The organism is Sphingobacterium hungaricum (assembly GCF_015210005.1).
GTDB classification, from domain to species: Bacteria; Bacteroidota; Bacteroidia; order Sphingobacteriales; family Sphingobacteriaceae; genus Sphingobacterium; species Sphingobacterium hungaricum.
In genome coordinates, this window is sequence record NZ_MU158698.1 from 3,282,367 (window position 1) to 3,298,804 (window position 16,438).

The 16,438-nt window shown below is 39.3% G+C and carries 16 protein-coding genes; 13 read left to right on the forward strand and 3 right to left on the reverse strand.

Annotated features, from left to right (window positions below; translation table 11 throughout):
- Nucleotides 1-110: 110 nt before the first annotated feature.
- The 7 genes from C4F49_RS17655 (at nt 111) to C4F49_RS17680 (ending at nt 6,822) form a co-directional block, all read left to right on the forward strand.
- Nucleotides 111-1,064 (forward strand): AvrD family protein, encoded by a 954-nt coding sequence (locus tag C4F49_RS17655; protein ID WP_196937148.1) that lies wholly within the window; start codon nt 111-113, stop codon nt 1,062-1,064.
- Nucleotides 1,061-1,762: an ATP/GTP-binding protein gene (locus C4F49_RS17660; RefSeq protein WP_196937149.1), complete on the forward strand. Its 702-nt coding sequence runs from the start codon at nt 1,061-1,063 to the stop codon at nt 1,760-1,762. Before C4F49_RS17655 ends, C4F49_RS17660 begins: the two co-directional genes overlap by 4 nt.
- 241 nt (nt 1,763-2,003) lie before the next feature.
- A complete protein-coding gene (locus tag C4F49_RS17665; RefSeq protein ID WP_196937150.1) occupies nt 2,004-2,777 on the forward strand; it encodes a helix-turn-helix transcriptional regulator in 774 nt (257 codons plus the stop codon).
- A gap of 328 nt (nt 2,778-3,105) precedes the next feature.
- Entirely contained in the window at nt 3,106-3,399 is a 294-nt protein-coding gene (locus C4F49_RS17670) for a helix-turn-helix domain-containing protein (RefSeq protein ID WP_196937151.1), read from the forward strand.
- Between the two features lie 213 nt (nt 3,400-3,612).
- Nucleotides 3,613-4,356 (forward strand): DUF3945 domain-containing protein, encoded by a 744-nt coding sequence (locus C4F49_RS17675; protein ID WP_231388365.1) that lies wholly within the window; start codon nt 3,613-3,615, stop codon nt 4,354-4,356.
- 39 nt (nt 4,357-4,395) lie between these two features.
- On the forward strand, nt 4,396-4,677 hold the full coding sequence (locus C4F49_RS18220; protein WP_231388366.1) for a hypothetical protein: 282 nt from the start codon (nt 4,396-4,398) through the stop codon (nt 4,675-4,677).
- Nucleotides 4,678-4,734: 57 nt separating this feature from the next.
- Complete coding sequence (locus tag C4F49_RS17680) at nt 4,735-6,822, forward strand: type IA DNA topoisomerase (RefSeq protein WP_196937152.1); 2,088 nt, start codon at nt 4,735-4,737, stop codon at nt 6,820-6,822.
- Between the two features lie 47 nt (nt 6,823-6,869).
- Here the strand turns inward: C4F49_RS17680 and C4F49_RS17685 are convergent, their stop codons facing one another.
- Complete coding sequence (locus tag C4F49_RS17685) at nt 6,870-7,229, reverse strand: VOC family protein (protein WP_196937153.1); 360 nt, start codon at nt 7,227-7,229, stop codon at nt 6,870-6,872.
- Nucleotides 7,230-7,955: 726 nt separating this feature from the next.
- Between C4F49_RS17685 and C4F49_RS17690 the strand changes: the two genes are divergently transcribed.
- Nucleotides 7,956-9,065 carry an FG-GAP repeat domain-containing protein gene (locus tag C4F49_RS17690; RefSeq protein ID WP_196937154.1) on the forward strand — a complete coding sequence of 370 codons (1,110 nt, stop codon included), beginning with the start codon at nt 7,956-7,958 and terminating at the stop codon, nt 9,063-9,065.
- 266 nt (nt 9,066-9,331) lie between these two features.
- Here the strand turns inward: C4F49_RS17690 and C4F49_RS17695 are convergent, their stop codons facing one another.
- Nucleotides 9,332-11,134 carry a hypothetical protein gene (locus C4F49_RS17695; protein WP_196937155.1) on the reverse strand — a complete coding sequence of 601 codons (1,803 nt, stop codon included), beginning with the start codon at nt 11,132-11,134 and terminating at the stop codon, nt 9,332-9,334.
- Between the two features lie 235 nt (nt 11,135-11,369).
- On the opposite strand from C4F49_RS17695, the gene C4F49_RS17700 reads away from it, so the two are divergent.
- From C4F49_RS17700 to C4F49_RS17720, 5 genes are all read left to right on the forward strand, one after another.
- Nucleotides 11,370-11,678, forward strand: a complete 309-nt coding sequence (locus tag C4F49_RS17700; RefSeq protein WP_196937156.1) for a DUF4870 domain-containing protein — start codon at nt 11,370-11,372, stop codon at nt 11,676-11,678.
- A 19-nt stretch (nt 11,679-11,697) separates the two neighbouring features.
- Nucleotides 11,698-12,765, forward strand: coding sequence for a hypothetical protein (locus tag C4F49_RS17705; protein WP_196937157.1), 1,068 nt, complete (start codon nt 11,698-11,700; stop codon nt 12,763-12,765).
- Nucleotides 12,766-12,876: 111 nt separating this feature from the next.
- Nucleotides 12,877-14,118, forward strand: a complete 1,242-nt coding sequence (locus C4F49_RS17710) for a TPM domain-containing protein (RefSeq protein ID WP_196937158.1) — start codon at nt 12,877-12,879, stop codon at nt 14,116-14,118.
- Nucleotides 14,119-14,129: 11 nt separating this feature from the next.
- Nucleotides 14,130-14,816, forward strand: a complete 687-nt coding sequence (locus C4F49_RS17715; RefSeq protein ID WP_196937159.1) for a hypothetical protein — start codon at nt 14,130-14,132, stop codon at nt 14,814-14,816.
- An 85-nt stretch (nt 14,817-14,901) separates the two neighbouring features.
- Nucleotides 14,902-15,372: a hypothetical protein gene (locus tag C4F49_RS17720; protein WP_196937160.1), complete on the forward strand. Its 471-nt coding sequence runs from the start codon at nt 14,902-14,904 to the stop codon at nt 15,370-15,372.
- A gap of 305 nt (nt 15,373-15,677) precedes the next feature.
- Here the strand turns inward: C4F49_RS17720 and C4F49_RS17725 are convergent, their stop codons facing one another.
- Nucleotides 15,678-16,388: a CBASS cGAMP synthase gene (locus tag C4F49_RS17725; protein ID WP_196937161.1), complete on the reverse strand. Its 711-nt coding sequence runs from the start codon at nt 16,386-16,388 to the stop codon at nt 15,678-15,680.
- Nucleotides 16,389-16,438: the final 50 nt, after the last annotated feature.

The window sequence follows — 16,438 nt, forward strand, 5'->3', positions numbered from 1 at the left end:
AAATTAAAAATAGTTTGCGTTTTAAGCAAATACGAAATAAAAAGTTGCGCAATAAGATTATAAACAAGGAAAGTCTTGACCTACTTTTGTTCAATCAACAATTTCTACAGATGGATAAAGAGTCCTTATTTACAGAAATAGATAGTTTTCTAGGTGATCACCGAGAGCGGTATTTCGGTTCTGGATTCAAAAATTTCAGCTTCGATATTTTAAATTTTTCCACTATGGAAAATGAATTGCAAGGTGAGATTGGCATACAGTATACAGGTCCCTCTAGGCCCAGAAAGGAAGTGCCTCATATAGGCAGCATAGAATTTATGGCAATTTCTCTATTCATATGCGAGCTAGGGCTCACTAAACTACTCGGATTGTCAGCCCGTGAAGTCAGCCAGTCAATCCCTCTTTTCTATTCTATGCGTATTAAGGAAAATATCTGCTTAGCCGATACGTTCACTACAATAAAGTACACCTGCCTAAAAGAAAGTACCAGATTAGATCTTTCTGCAGTAAATATTGGCATCAGCATCTTTAAGATTTCCATTGGCGAAGCGTTGATCGAGTTGTCCATCGATCATCCAGGACCTACCTTGGTGAATATAAAGAAAAAGTCGAGATGGCCTCCTTCGGATAAAGCTATGCACCGTGAGGGCTATAAGCAAAGAGCAATTGGGCTCTATGATATCAAATTCAATGTTAAAAGCGAAAAAATAACTGCCAAAGTCGATCATCCAGCACCCATACCCGTTCGGCATCAAGGAATCTCTTCGTCAAGAAATTTAGTTAGCCCTATTGATCTGCTCGTATCAACCGGCCAATTGATGCAGGTTCTTCTGTACAGCATCTTAAAAACCAATCGTGCATCCTGCCCGAACATCTGGCTAAGGTCAATGGTTATCTCTTTTGAGAAGCCCGTACTGGAAAGCCTATATTTAACTTCTGTGCTTTTTAAGGATCGCAAGCAGCTATCTATGCATACTAAAAAATGGCATTTAATCGTGGTCCATAGCCAATTAGCTAATATGCAAGCTGTCTTTAATATCTGTCATGAACTACCAAACGCATGAAACGCATCGTCATCAGCGGAACCTATTGCACAGGAAAGACTACCCTATCTATTGCCTTGTCGTTGGCTACGGGCATTCCTACAACGCATGCACTTATTATGCGAGAAATACTCCCTGTATTATTTCCGACCAAAACATTGAGGCAGTGCAGTTATGCGCAATTGCTTTGCTTAGGCATGAAACGTTTTGAAGAGCGCATACGATTTGAATCCCAATTTTCCAGCGGATTTATATCTGATGGATGTACCTTGCAAGAATGGCTCTATGGGAGCACGAGAATCTATACGGGAGTCTATCCTGATGAGTATCCTTGGAAGTTATGGATCAAGCGAAATCTCCATTTTAAATCGTACCGGAATTTTAAGCTCTTGCTCCGCAGTTTTGAAGGAATGGCAAAATCCTATGCGAAGACCCATTATGATCTATTTGTACATTTACCAGTGGAGTTCCCTTTTGTTCCCGACAACCATCGACCGACTTCAGAACGTTTTAGGGAGCATTCCGAAATGCAACTAGTACAAACGTATCAAGAACTCGGCATTAAACCTCTAGTTGTTTCAGGAACGCTCATTCAGCGACTTGAAAAATTAGTAAGCTATCTTCATATTGATCCGATCCTACCGCTCCCTTTGGCGATTGCACAGGCTGAAGAAATTCGTACACTAAATTTTGATCAAATTCCACTTGAAAACACCTAACTACGTGTTCAGGTAAAAAAAACAAAACAGAAGAAACTAGGCTATACTTATGCATTTCTCGTTACACTTCTTTGAACCGACCTGTCAGCAGACAAACCTTGATCAGCAAAGCCATTTCCCGTTCAGCGTTGAAAAGAACTACGAAAATTCAGGCATGAAAATCCAGCACTTTCACTACAGCCTGCATACCATTCAGCTAGATCATTACGTCACATCTAACGTTAAAAATTACAGGCTCCTTGTGAACGTTGAGAACGCCTGCTATTTCCTCCTTGCGCTTAAAGGTGGCCACATAGCCTATAGCAGTTTAAACAAACCGAAAAAGGTCATCCCCGTCCGCAACAATAGCTGCATGTTGCTTTATGCTGGTCCCGGTGATTACCAAGTGGAGCTCAAGAACGAAGCAAACGATTATGTTGTTATTTGCATTGCGCCCGATCTCTTGTATCCATTAAGCCAAGATTTCCCACAGTTAACAGCATTTATGCGTACTAGCGAACAGGATGTATTTTCATCCCTGGAGAGCTGTACTATGGACCATAAGTTCCTGTATCGGTTGCAGCGAATTACTCAGGTTCCTCCCATGCGTGCAAAAGATTTCAATAGGCATCTGCTCTACGAATTACCAGATTTGCTATCCGCCTATAAAGGACTATTGACTGGCAAGGATCGGCATTCTTACGACAAGAAACTATTCGATAATATTGTGCTTTACATCCAACAGGCACTCGATGAGGGCCGACCTGTTTCGCCTACTACAATCTGCAATCAATTCCCTTTGTCCCGAAAAAAGCTAGAGCGTCTTTTTATAGCAAATTTAAGTACCTCACCCGGTAAATATATAAGCGCTGCAAAAAAATTGGTTATTGCTAAATTGCTGGCAAACAGCAGCATGAATCTATTAGCTATTGCGCATATGTATGGATACAGCGATGTAAGCGCACTCAATAAAGCATATAAAAAACAGTTTGGCATTACCGCTAACCAATACCGTAAGTTAGCGAAAACGAGTTAGCTCGTTATTGTTCCGTTATGTAACTGAAGGCAGCAGGCAAAGTACTTTTGTGCGGTTGTTGAAGGTTCAGCACACTATTTCTTACCCTTATCCGCCAATTGGCTAAAGCGATAAGGCTATTTTCTTATCGTCCAAAACGATTTTCTTCTTCCGTTGCAGACAAAAAAAGCATAAAAATTTATTAAAAAAATTGCTAATCAATTGGCATAGCTTGTCAAAACAGCGGTAAAAATAACCCCAGTTTTGTCTTGTGGGTTCTAATCGAAAAGAAAATCACAGAGGCGGGCAACTGCCGATAGAGACAAAAAAAAACAAAAATAATTTCGACATGAATATTGACAGAATGGAATTTATTGCGTGGATGGAACGGATTATGGATCGTTTCGATCTGTTGCGCGAGCATGTCACTGAGGTCAAAAACCAGCACCTGAGTGTAGACGGAGATGAATTATTGGATAACCAAGATGTGCTTCAATTATTAAAGATAAGCAATCGATCCCTACAGCGCTACCGATCTAGCGGAAAGCTTCCCTATTATACCATTAGTGGCAAGATTTATTACAAGTTTTCCGACGTACATCAATTTATCCGAGAAAGTTTTACTGCTCCGGCAAGAAAATAAAAACCAATGCCTGACAAATACTGCCTTTCAAAGCATAGTAGGTGGCTGACATTCCGATCGCTGCTAGATTTGGGCATTGATACTTTTATGAACGCAGGGAAAATGAAACGATACTGATTTAGGTATAGCAAAAGACAATCTCCAGACCATTCAGGCAGGCGATAATCTATACCGTCGAGGTAACAATTAAAAATAACGTTAAATCATAATAAAATGGAAACAGCACAAGTAACAGCAGAGAGCGGCGAATACCGCTTCAAACCAGAACAGATCGACTGGGAAGCGATGAGCAGTATGGGTCTAGGCAAGGAACGTCTAGAGAAACTAAATGTATTAGAGCCTTTATTGAAAGGCTACAAAACCAGTGAGCTAATTCCTGTAAGCCTTAATTTGGGAGGAGCAATTGTTCGCACCGACGCCCGATTGTCTCTACAGCCGGACGCCGATGGCAAAATCGTCGCGGCCATACACGGCATTAGAAAAGAACTGAACCTAAATTTTAAATTCTTTGAACATAAATTTAGGGATGAAGACAAGAAAAACTTGTTAGAAACGGGCAATCTTGGGCGTGTGGTCAATCTCACTAATCCTAAAACAGGAGAATCGATTCCCTCTATTGTCAGCGTTGATCGGTTAACGAACGAATTGATTGCTTTAAAAACTGAGTTTATTAAGATTCCCGATGAAATAAAAGGGGTGAAATTAAGCGATGCCCAGAAGCAGACTTTAATGGAAGGCAAGCCGCTAGAACTAGAGGGAATGATTTCTAAGAAAGGGACAGAATTTTCTGCAACGGTACAGTTCAATGCAGACAAGCGCTATGTCGAATTTCTATTTGATAGAGGCACACAAAACCAACAGACGCAAAGCAATCAGACTGTTCAGAAAGACGGGGCCGCTACCTTGCAAGAAGCACCAAAAACATTCCGAGGCAAAGAATTGAGCGATGCCCAATAAAAGGATTTCAAAGCTAGGCAAACCATTTACCTTGATGGATTGATAGACAAAAAAGGGCAATCCTATCAAGGTTATGTCACGTTCAATCAAGAAACCGGCAAGGCGACTTTTGAATTCCCCAATCAGTACAAGGAAAGAGTCCAGCCTACTTATGCCCATAAAACGCAAACTGCCGTTAATTCTGAGGGCAAGACGAACGAAGCAACAAAAAACATCGGTGAGCCTTTGAAGAAAGAGCAACAAGCCCCGAAAAACAAAAAGCAGCAGGAACTGCAGGAGAAAGCGGCAAGCCCTGCAAAATCCAAGGGCAGAAAAATGTAATCATATTTGAGGTGCTTTCAGGCATTCTATGGCAACAACAATACTTCATTCATTCACATGAAAACAATTCTAGCAGAAAAGCCAAGTGTAGCACGAGAAATTGCCCGACTTGTAGGAGCCTCTGAGAAAAAGGACGGGTATATGACGGGCAACGGTTATTTCGTTACTTGGGCATTCGGCCACCTGATCGGATTAGCGATGCCTGAAGATTACGGTATTGGTGAATTTGATCAAGCAAATTTGCCCATATTGCCACAGCCTTATCTACTGACTGTGCGAAAGGTCAAAACCGACAAAGGATATGCGGCCGATCCAGTGGCATTAAAACAACTAAAAATTATCGAACAGCTTTTTAGCGGTAGCGACAGCATTGTTGTCGCTACCGATGCTGGTCGTGAAGGAGAATTGATCTTTCGATACATCTATGCCTACCTGAACTGCAGAAAGCCTTTTGAACGTCTTTGGATAAGTTCGCTGACCGAAAAAGCCATTAAGCAAGGCTTTTCCCATCTTCGTGAAGGGACAGTCTTTGAGGGATTGTATCGAGCAGCCCAAGGGCGGAGCCGTGCTGACTGGCTTGTAGGAATTAATGCGACACAAGCACTATGCATCGCAATTGGGAATGGCATTTATTCTTTGGGACGCGTACAAACGCCCACCTTGGCATTGATTTGCAAACGTTACTTGGAGCATCGCGATTTTGCCGTTAAAAAATATTGGCAGGTGCAATTATCGCACGAGAAAGAATTTGTGGGCTTTAAAAGTCTCTCCAGAACCAAATGGGAAAGCCAGAAACTTGCCGAAGACAGCTTAAAATCTATCCAAAGGAATACAAGTCTAGCGTTTGTTACCTCCGTAGAAACAAAAGTTATCACAGAGCAGCCCCCCTTGTTGTTTGATTTAACAGGCTTACAAAAAGAAGCCAACAAAAGGCTGAGCCTTAGCGCGGAGGAAACCCTACAAATCGCCCAAAGTCTTTATGAGAAAAAATTTATCAGCTACCCACGTACGGGAAGCAAATACATTCCTGAAGATGTGTGGGCAGAGGTACCGAAACTCGTCAGTGCGTTGCAGGACAGGCAATCCTGCAAGCCAGCCATCTCGCTGCTAAAGTGGAATCGTTATACTAAGCGTATTGTAAACGATTTGCGCGTTACCGACCATCACGGCCTATTGGTGACCGAAAAAATTCCATCCTCACTGGCGGCTAAAGAAAACTCGGTTTATGACCTAATTGCCTTTCGTCTGCTTGAAGCCCTATCGCAGGCCTGCGTAAAAGAAATAACCGATATCAGCTTACAAGTATTGCATCACGATTTTACCGCAAAAGGTTGCAGGATTATAGAGGCAGGTTGGCGTTCGGTTAAAGGCAACTTTTCGGATGATGACACCGAACTTGTGCAGGATCTGCCCGAATTAAGAACTGGCAATGAGCTAAAAATCAAGGAAGCTACAGTCATGGAAAAGAAAAGCAGTCCACCAGCACTTTATACCGAAGCCGGGCTTTTGTCGGCTATGGAACGTGCGGGGAAAGAAATCGAAAATATGGACGAGCGTAAGGCATTACAGCATATCGGCATTGGAACGCCTGCTACCAGAGCTTCGATTATCGAAACCCTTTTTAGCAGGAATTATGTCCAACGGGAAAAGAAATCTTTGGTACCCACCGAAAAGGGCTTGCAAGTCTATGGATTGGTGAAGGATCAAAAAATTGCCGATGTAGCCATGACTGCGGAGTGGGAATTGGCCTTGCAGAAAATCGAAAATAATGAAGGCGACGCAGCTGCATTCCAACAGGATATGGAGCAATATGCTTCCACTATTACCAAAGAACTGTTGCAACTTTCAAGTCTACCAGACAAGCTCCCCATATTGACTTGTCCGAAATGCAAACATAAACAACTTCTGATCCGTGATAAGGTTGTGAAATGCCCTGATGAGGCTTGCCATTGGGTACAGTTTAGGAATGTATGTGGCGTACACATCAGCATAGGCGATATTGAAAACCTTGTCCACAAAGGAAAAACCTCGCTTATCCGCGGAATGAAAAGCAAGGCTGGAAAGAAATTCGATGCATATATCGTATTGAATGAAAAAGCAATAAGCTGTTTCCAGTTTGAAATCGGGAAGACAAAAAGGAAATAATTTATCTGGGGGCAAGTTTACATAATCATTTTGTGGATATCGCCATTCTATTCGGTCCAAACTGCGAGTTCATAGCCGTCTAAATCTGTGAATTGAAAACGTTTGCCTCCTGGAAAACTAAATACATCTTTTACAATCGTCCCTCCCGCATTTACTACTTTGCTTTTAGTCGCTTCAATATCTACAGAGTATAGAATGATTAAAATGCTGCCGTTGATTGGTTCCCCGTATGCAAATCCACCATCGACATAGTCGCCCGCAAATGCAGTGTACTGTGCGCCGTAATCTGTAAACTTCCAGCCAAAACAATTTGTATAAAAGTTTTTGGCTTGGACAAGATTCTTTGAGAGAAATTCAATGTATTGTATTTGCTCATGTTTTAATTTTTGCGAATTAAGGGCTGTCATATTCTCGTAGTTTTTTTTGTAAAAATAAAACATTATTGCACTTTAAACTTTGGAAAAAACGACAAAATCAAAATTTTGAGGGAACTATCTCTGCATATCATTTTACTTCATGGCTTTCCATGCCATATCTTTTGAACACGCAGATCAACTCATCCAGGGTATGACTACATAGTCCCTAAGAGTACTACAGCCATTGCTGGAAATGTGCTCCAATATCAAGGTTAATCGTTTATTTCTATAGTTTGCTTAGCGTCATAATTATGTATGGTTTATTAAACTTAATATAGAAAGAATAGATATAGATTCTCGTAAAAGAGTGATTGAAAAAGGAGTTGAATTAGACAAAGATTATTTGATAACCGCTCCTAAAAAGTTCGAAAATTAAAATAATGAAGATAGACAGTGTTTACTATAAACAAGTACAACTTTTAGAACGAGTACTCCCACACCGACAACCTTACATGAAGTAAAATCAAAAACCCGCAAATTGAACGGATTTGTTGGGATTTTTGTTTTTTCCAAATTAATAAACTCCATACAATATCAATCAATATGAGCTATTCGGCGAATGATTTTGATACCTTAGTTTTACTCAGAGATTAGCACTTAATCAACTGCATATCAATTTATTGAATACTTTTATTTTGGTACTTTTCGCTCTTGTTTGATTAGTATACATATAAAAATACTTTTTTCAGTAAGTTTGGGAACTAATTTTGTATAAATATGAAAAAGTTACTCTTACTGAATATTTTAATCCTTACATATTATTGTGGTTTTTGTCAAAAGATTGATTTCGTGAATGGCGATGGAGCATTATCCATCGGTACGCAATCAAATAGAACAGCATGGGTTACGTTAGCAGACATTGACAATGATGGCGACCTTGATGCATTGGTTGCAAATGGGAGGCATTGGGCGGAACAGAGCTATGTCTTTTTTAACGACGGGAGCGGTAATTTTAAATCTGGGCGACCATTAGGTAGATTGCTTCAAGCATCGTATTGCATAAAAGCAGGAGATTTGAACGGTGACGGGTATTTGGATATTGTCTTAGTAAACGATAAGACTCCAAATAGAATTTATTTCGGGGATTCCACAATGTCATTTGAAAGGTATCACGAATTTGGAAAGGCATCTCCATCGAGGCATGTAGAAATAATTGATATTAACAAAGATGGTCATCTTGATTTAGTTGTATCGAATAGGAAAGCTCAAAATGAAATATGGATAAATGACGGGGAAGCTTCATTTACTGAATGTGTTTATTTTGGAGATGAAGAATCAGAGACTATACAGACTGTTGTCGTAGACTTTAACATGGATGGATATGTTGATTTGGTTACAGCGGAACGAGGTGGTAAGAATAAAATCTTTATAAATAATGGTCAGCAAATTTTTAATAATGTTGAAAGCTTTGGTGATGAAGAAATAGAATGCCGTTCCATAGCTGTTGCCGATATTAACAAAGATGGTTTTTCGGATGTGATAGTAGGTTATTTAGGTGTTGCAAACCGAATCTATTATGGAGATAAAAACTTGAAATACGATAATTTTGATGAGTTTGGAGATTCGACAACAACAAGTTCAATTGCAGTGGGTGATTTGAACCAAGATGGTATTATGGATATCATTGAAGGCAATGTTGAATCTGTAAATCGAGTTTTCATCGGAAAGGTACATGGCACTTTCGAAATACGAAATCTTCGAGAGGATTTAAAGGACGATACTTATCATGTGGAAATTGGGGATTTAAACAATGATGGCTTGTTAGATATTGTTGAAGCTAATTCCGATGCATGGAATCTTTACTATTACACGATTCTTAAAAAATAATTGTTTCCTTTTGTTAGTTTAGACCGTTATGTTTGTTGCAATCACCGAGCAAACAATATGTGAGCAAAAAGCTGAGCGGTTCTTCAAAAGTATTTTCAACAATTTGATTGATAGTTATTTGCGGAGGTATAAATCTTCTTACCACTATTAGATAGTGAAAAGCGTTTCGCTCTAAAAGGAGGAACAGCCATCACCAACTTTCACGTTAATTGTTTTCATAGCGGCAAATTGCATCAAGTTGTTAAACTAAATGAATAAACAGAAGCCTACCTCTCCAAAAAACCCTCCAAATCATCCTCTTTCCCTAAACCAAACTTCTGTTTCAGCCGGTATTTGAACATACGGACACTCTGCGGTTCGACATGCAAAGCCTGTGCAATCTGCTTGGTAGTCATTTTAAGGTAGATATAGGTGCAGTATTTCAGATCAAGGGGGGTTAGTTTCTGAATTGCTTTTTCGTTTAACCGGTTAAAGAAATCGGGATGTAATTTGTGTATCTGCATTTTGATATCTTCATAATCCGTCTGCAGAAGCATTTCTTCCTTAATCAGTTTCTGTATATGTTTGGCTTCGCCACTATCTATTTTATCCTGAATCTGTTTAAGCGTGTCATTTTTTCTATCTATGATTAGTGAATTTGCCAAGGCTTCTTTTTCCAACTGTTGCCGTCTTAAATCCAGCACTTCCTGTTCAGCTTTCAACCTCGCTTGTTCTTCTTTTTCCAATTTAAGTTGCATAGCAGCCTGCTGTGCCTGATCTTCTTTTTCCTGAGCCAATTGTTTTTCACGCTCTATGGAATATCGTAGTCGGAAGTGATAAGATACGAACATACATAGGAGTCCGAACAACAGCGCAATAGCAATTCCTCCGTAGAGGTAATTTTTTCGTTTCCTGAAATTTTCACGTTCGGTTAGAAGTTCAAGCTCACGGTCCTTTTTTTCGGTTTCATACTGCACCTCTAACTTCTGTGCGTTGTAAAGCTGTTGTTCGTTAAACGATTTTATTAATAAATCTTCTGCGCGTTGCTGATAAGTCAATGCCGACTTAAAATCTTGTTTTCTTAAGGCAATATCAGCTAAATCCTGATTAATGGCATACTCTAACCTAAAATGATTTCCGCTGGAACTCATTATTCTACTAAGCCCTTGTAAAAGATATTTTTCCGCAAGTCCCAAATCTTCTTTTTGCTTTGCAAATCCACTTTTAATACCAAATATATTACCCCATTTATCAGCAAAAGCTTCGCTATTATCTAGTTTTTGTTCTGCAAGTTTGAGGTAATCAAATGCTTTCTGCTCTCTATACGGCAATGCTTCAACCGAATGCTCCAAAAAATAATTTGCCAGGTTAATACATGTAATCACATATGTATTAACACTTATTTTATCCGGTTGCTTTTCCAATAAATTAAAAGACTTATTCAGATAATGATAACTGCTGTCCAAAAGATTTCGCTCTTTACTTCTTTTGTATCTTGTCAGATACATACTTGAAATACCGTTGTTTACATTCGTTTGTAAATTGATGTTGTTTGCTTCAATAGCACAGTAACGAGCCTGATGTATATAGTGTTCCATCTTTTCACTAACGTCCCATTTGCTGTAAGCTCCGTACAGCAAATAGTTTAGGTGGTATTTGGTAGAAAGATCCTCCTCATTATTTTCCACCTGTTTTAGGCCATAAAGGGCATCTTTTACAACCGCATCCGGCAGATTAAGTGCATTATTCAGGAATGCTCTAGCCCTATAGGCCACCGCTAAAGATGTTTTTTTCTTCGACTTCTCTGCATTTTCCAAACTTAAGTCAATGAGTTTCTTAGAAAGTAGAAGACTATCCATCGAAGTATATATACTGCTTTGATAAGCATACAGATAGGCTAAATCAGCAGGCGAACTGGTGGACTCAATGCCGGCATCCAAAATCTTAATAGATTCTTTTTGCTGGTTTTGCAATTGAAGCCGATCCAGTTCATCCAGAATTTTTTGCGTATCGGAATGAATGTGCTGGGCACTAAGCTCTACACATGCTAGAAAAGCAACTATTAAACAAAAAACATATCTAAACCTCATACAATTTCTATATACATACTCCTACAAAGTAATAAAAAAAACGAAAGACATTCGAACGAGATACCGTTAAACTTCTTGATGACTTTATTTTCAATTTATTGAAAATTAGCTAATTAAAACACACGTAGATACTTTGTATATACATTTTAAAAAGTTGTAGATGGTTTGTTCGGTTAACCAGATCATTAATTCTTAAGAATCTTCCGATTTTTGTTTAAGATTAAATTAAAAAATTATGACACCGAAAGTACAATCTATTTTAAGGTATCTTGGCATTTTGTTGCTTATTTCTTTTTTTGTAGGAAAAGACCAACGAAAGGACCTCAGCAAATATCATTTAAAACAAGGTTTGGGGCTATTCATCACTGCTATTGTTTTTAACCTTTGTGCAGGAATACTAGTACCGATCGTGCCATCACTTACATTTGCCATACATATCATTGTTTTTCTGATAATGATGGCGTTGGGTGCAATACCAGCAGTCAACGAGGTTAAAAAGCCAGTGCCGGTAATCGGAAAGTTATTTGAAGATAAATTTAATTGATAACTAAGTGATTATAGATATGAAAAGATTTTTTTTCTTAGTACCGATGTTACTGACGTTTTTCATTTCTTGCTACAAAGATGATGAACATCATACAGAGGAAGATCCGCTATCGGTTTATGTATATGCGGCCGGGACGCGCATGCATCAAGATAGGCTTCAGGCTCTCTACTTGAAAAACAAACTGGTAATAGAACTTCCGTATACAGCAGGAGTGGCTACTGTTGCCAATGACATTCAGGTTTCAGGTGATGATGTTTATGTAGCAGGTTCTGCATTGGAAAAAGAAGGAACTTCGTACAGATACACGAACGCACTACTGTGGAAAAACGGCCAAGCTCAGGTGCTGAACGCACCTCCTTCAAAAAGTGTTAGTGCAAATGCACTTTTCATTTCTGGAAATGATGTTTATGTAGCAGGTTTTTACGTGCCAGAATCCGTGAATGCAACAAGCAGGGCTATCGTATGGAAAAATGGAGTGATGATGAATATTGGGAGCACTTCTATCCACACCCGCTTGGAAGACATATTTGTTTCCGGTAGCGCAATTTACGTAGTGGGTCACGAGAATACGCAGGGAGGTATCGTGTCAAAATACTGGAAAAACGGAGTACCGACCGTGCTTTCAGAAAGCTCATCAACGACTTATGCAAAAAGTATCCATGTAGATGGAACAGACGTTTATGTGGTGGGTTACGCAGATGCGCTCGGTGATCGTAGCTTGAAGTTGTGGAAGAACGGTGTGCCTACCAACCTGATATCGGGAACATCTGTAATACGAGGTCTAAACGTTAGTGTTAGCAATGGCAACGTCTATGCCACAGGCTATGAACAAGTAGGAAGTAAATATGCGCCCAGGGTTTTCAAGAACAATGAGCCACTTCCTATCCAGCACTCAAACAGCGGACATTCCTATGCTTTCTCCTCACAGGTTGTGGACGGCAAGGTGTATGTGCTGGGACAGGAAGATCAGAATGGTGCAATGACATACCTAGTTTGGGAAGATGGAAAGGAAATCAAATACCTCACAAATACTTCCCAGCCAATGGAATTACACTCCATGTACGTTGTACCTAAGAATTTATAAAATGATGCAATTGGACAGCAAATTAACTACGAATCATGATATGATTTATCACATACTAAATTAAAAAAATATTAGATGCGTAATCTGCTCTATATAATAGTGTGTTGTTTTTTGTCAACGCTGGTGGTTGGACAGACCAATCCTAACAAGAATCAGTTTGTTGTCAAAAAAGAACGCGTCATTGATTATGAAAGGATTTTTTCCGATAAAGAGATACAGCAGTTAGACAGTATTGTAAATGACCTCTGGCAGAAAGGAATTGCCGAAATAGCCATCATAACTATTGATGAACGCCATACCGACAAAGACCATTTTGATCAATATGTATTTAATAATTTGACAGGATATGCCCCAGGGGAATACGGAAAAAACAATGGGATAGTTATCGCGATTTCCAAACAATTCCGCCTAATGCGTATAGAAAATGGCTACGGTATAGAGAAAATCATGAGCGATGAAGCTACAAAAAAAATCATTGAAAAATATTTTATACCGAAATTTAAGGATGACAACTATTTTGAAGGAACAAGGAGCGGTCTAGATGCCATTGTCAGTCATGTAGAAAAGAAAGTGCAGCAATACAACTATACGGATGCATCGTCTATTTTCCTTCCTTCGCTGTTTCAAAAGATCAGGACATTTGTGCTAGAAAACGGAACACCGCAGACTTTCCGAAATCTCGATAATGATAATCCCTCATACAATTTCACATCACTTGATGTATTCCTCGGTCCAGCAAGGAAACAAGCTTTTATCTTGAAAGACTTTTTGGAAACCGATTACTATGAAATGACCATCCGAAAAAGTGATGGCAAAGATTATCAGTTTATCTATTTTGGTGAGCATGTACCTGAGCAGACATTTATAAAAAAGAATATGCACGCATATCGGGTGTATTGGCTTGACCCCGGAGATCAGTTGATTCCTCAGGATGTATGGCCTTTGCTCTATCAGATGGAGGATGAAATGACTCAGCATTCAGCAAGTTCCAATCCTAAAAAGTTCACTGATTACAGTTGGAAACTTAAGCAGGAATTCTATCCAATGGAGCGCAAATATAAGAACATTGACCGTAATGACACCATAGCGTTTTTTCAAGACCATGTTTTTATCAAAGGAGAAAAGAAAGGCGCATTTGACATCAACGAAAATAAAAGAGTGTTGTCCATCAAGATGGATGACGGACAACATCCTTCATTTGCGATTTTTAAAATGGAAGACCGCTATTATTATCGTTATCATTTCAATAAGACTGAACAGAAACTCTATTTGGTTCCGTTGGATGAAAAAGAAGGTAATGATCTTATTTCAGTAGAGGGATGCACACTTGTATTTGAAATTTTAGAACAATAAAAAGAAGAAATATGTTTTTTGTAATCAATAAAATAGAACATGCAGTCCATAGTAACGATGGTCTGCATAATCCTAAAAATCCATCCAACCCAATGGTATTGGGTATCTACCGTACACAGTCAAAAACGGCACTTTTTACCGTATATTCCAAAAAAGCCTATGGTGAATTCTGGGATGAAGTGACGCAAAAGAAAATTCCAAGAAGATTCTGGATACCGGAAATGAAAGCATTTGCGAGTCAAAAGGCTGCTGAAGCACCTCAGCCTCCTTTTATCTTTAAGCTGACCGTTGTAGGATGGATTTTCGTAGCATTGATGATCGCTACGATGGGATTGATCGTTTATCAGGAAGTAAAGCCGCCAGTACCTAAGTCTGCAATCTACACAGCTATGGAAAAAGCTCCAGTGGTCGGCGATATTTTCTTTGGGCATTATGAAAAGTATAAAGAAAAAAGAACGCCCATTGGCGCCGAGATAGGTTTTGGTTGGTTCAAAATTGTAAAAGTGGAGGGATCAGATTTTTATCTTTCCAAAAGCATGGAGATGAGCAAAACCAGCAAACCTAAAGAACAACTGAACAGCAGCGATTACGAAACAGAAACCTTACCCGCATTGCAATTGTCGGAACAAACCGGGTATAATATCCGCTTTAAATCTGCCGATGGATTGACGGAAGTATATATATCAGAGAAGAAGTAAGATGTCTGCGAAAAAAACAATGGGTATCATTGCTTTAATTATTATAGGTTGTATCGTGCTTTTAGGTTTTATAATTTTCGCAACGGTGAAGACAAAATCTACCAACATCAACAGATACGAACCTTTTAAAGAATGGGTGGGAAAAACCGTAGCTCTGAACAAGGAAACAGTCTTATTTAAGGATAAGGTAGAAATTCACCATAACAGCAGCTATCCTTACTTGCTACTGGATAGCAACCATCCGAAATGGCAATATATAGAAGAACAAAAAGAGATTGGCGATTTATTGGAGATAACCAGATTTCCGGCAGGAACGAGGTTGAAGTTTGACAAAGCCATTCAATATACCAATGGCGTATCCGGTTTTTCTTATCCCTCAATATTCGGAACGATAACAGCTAATGGAAAAGAATACAAGACAGGTTACCAGTGGGGAGAAATGGATATGGGAAAAAGATTTGACATGGTAGAAAAGTGCTGGCAATTTCATCAGGCACCGTGGCAAAAAGAAAAGGACACGGCTTTTTATGCATTGCCAACGGCCAGATTTTGGTAATATTAAAAAAGCATAAAAAAATCATCACATTTTAACAATTATTCTCATAGATACTATAAGTATATACTTTTTTGCACTTGCTTCTATGATTGGCATTGAAAGCAGTAGTATAATGAGCGAAAAAGCAACTATCACGATTATTCCTTCGAAAAAAAACTTTTAAGTTCATCAGGAAGACCTTTTTGCTGTCATCATGAACAGAGATGACAGCCTCGTTGCAGCACACGGAATGCAGCAGATAGCAGCATTCATCAAGACTAAAGAAAAGAAAAATCATAATGGTTTGACTGTTGATGAAATCGTGTTCAGCAGTAGCAACCAACAGTTGAATACGGTTTAAAAGGTCGGTATATCGATCCAGATGTGTGGACCTCACCCCTTAGCTCATCTGACCACCCCTTCAAATAGCGAACGATCCTTCGCAACTGTGCATCCTCCTTACGTATATCTGACTGCCATTGCTTATATTCACTGAACATCCTTCTTTCATAAAGAAATGCTTTTTGAAAACCAGATGCAACTTTCTCCTCAAACCACGCTATGAATTCAACGGGATTGCTCAACGGCCAGTCCTTGGATAAATGCGCTAAATTTGGATTCGTAGGTGAATCCGCATAGTAGATTGGAAGATCAATGTGGAATTTCTCTTTGTCGTAACGTACCCGCACACACGTATCTTTGTCCGTCACATCCGCGTAGCTTTCATCCTCACCGACCGCGAACAAGATTGCATCATGAAATTCCTTCGCATCAGGCCTGTCCTCCTTGGATTTATCCCCAAGAAAATAAACCCCGTAATCCAAATCATAATCATCATCCTTTGGTGTGATGATCGTATCCATCACGTACGATCCCTGACTATGGAATTCCAAAGTTTCGTCAAAAATTAATTCGTTAAATTTCCGCTCAATCTTTTTTCGTAAACTATTGCGTACAGCGCGTAAAATGGTTCTTCGCTCCTCGCTTAATTTAATCGCACTGTTGTAAAGTGAAAATAGTTCGTTACAGTTTGCCATAATTTGGTTTATATGTTTTTGGTGTAGTAAATAATTCGCGTATAACTTCG

What these genes read in the sequence shown, in the direction of transcription:
- C4F49_RS17685 (WP_196937153.1), bottom strand. Translation starts at nt 7,229, where the DNA reads ATGACAGCCCTTAATTCGCAAAAATTAAAACATGAGCAAATACAATAC.
- C4F49_RS17725 (WP_196937161.1), bottom strand. Translation starts at nt 16,388, where the DNA reads ATGGCAAACTGTAACGAACTATTTTCACTTTACAACAGTGCGATTAAA.
- C4F49_RS17655 (WP_196937148.1), top strand. Translation starts at nt 111, where the DNA reads ATGGATAAAGAGTCCTTATTTACAGAAATAGATAGTTTTCTAGGTGAT.
- C4F49_RS17700 (WP_196937156.1), top strand. Translation starts at nt 11,370, where the DNA reads ATGACACCGAAAGTACAATCTATTTTAAGGTATCTTGGCATTTTGTTG.
- C4F49_RS17695 (WP_196937155.1), bottom strand. Translation starts at nt 11,134, where the DNA reads ATGAGGTTTAGATATGTTTTTTGTTTAATAGTTGCTTTTCTAGCATGT.
- C4F49_RS17670 (WP_196937151.1), top strand. Translation starts at nt 3,106, where the DNA reads ATGAATATTGACAGAATGGAATTTATTGCGTGGATGGAACGGATTATG.
- C4F49_RS17660 (WP_196937149.1), top strand. Translation starts at nt 1,061, where the DNA reads ATGAAACGCATCGTCATCAGCGGAACCTATTGCACAGGAAAGACTACC.
- C4F49_RS17715 (WP_196937159.1), top strand. Translation starts at nt 14,130, where the DNA reads ATGTTTTTTGTAATCAATAAAATAGAACATGCAGTCCATAGTAACGAT.
- C4F49_RS17705 (WP_196937157.1), top strand. Translation starts at nt 11,698, where the DNA reads ATGAAAAGATTTTTTTTCTTAGTACCGATGTTACTGACGTTTTTCATT.
- C4F49_RS17680 (WP_196937152.1), top strand. Translation starts at nt 4,735, where the DNA reads ATGAAAACAATTCTAGCAGAAAAGCCAAGTGTAGCACGAGAAATTGCC.
- C4F49_RS17675 (WP_231388365.1), top strand. Translation starts at nt 3,613, where the DNA reads ATGGAAACAGCACAAGTAACAGCAGAGAGCGGCGAATACCGCTTCAAA.
- C4F49_RS17690 (WP_196937154.1), top strand. Translation starts at nt 7,956, where the DNA reads ATGAAAAAGTTACTCTTACTGAATATTTTAATCCTTACATATTATTGT.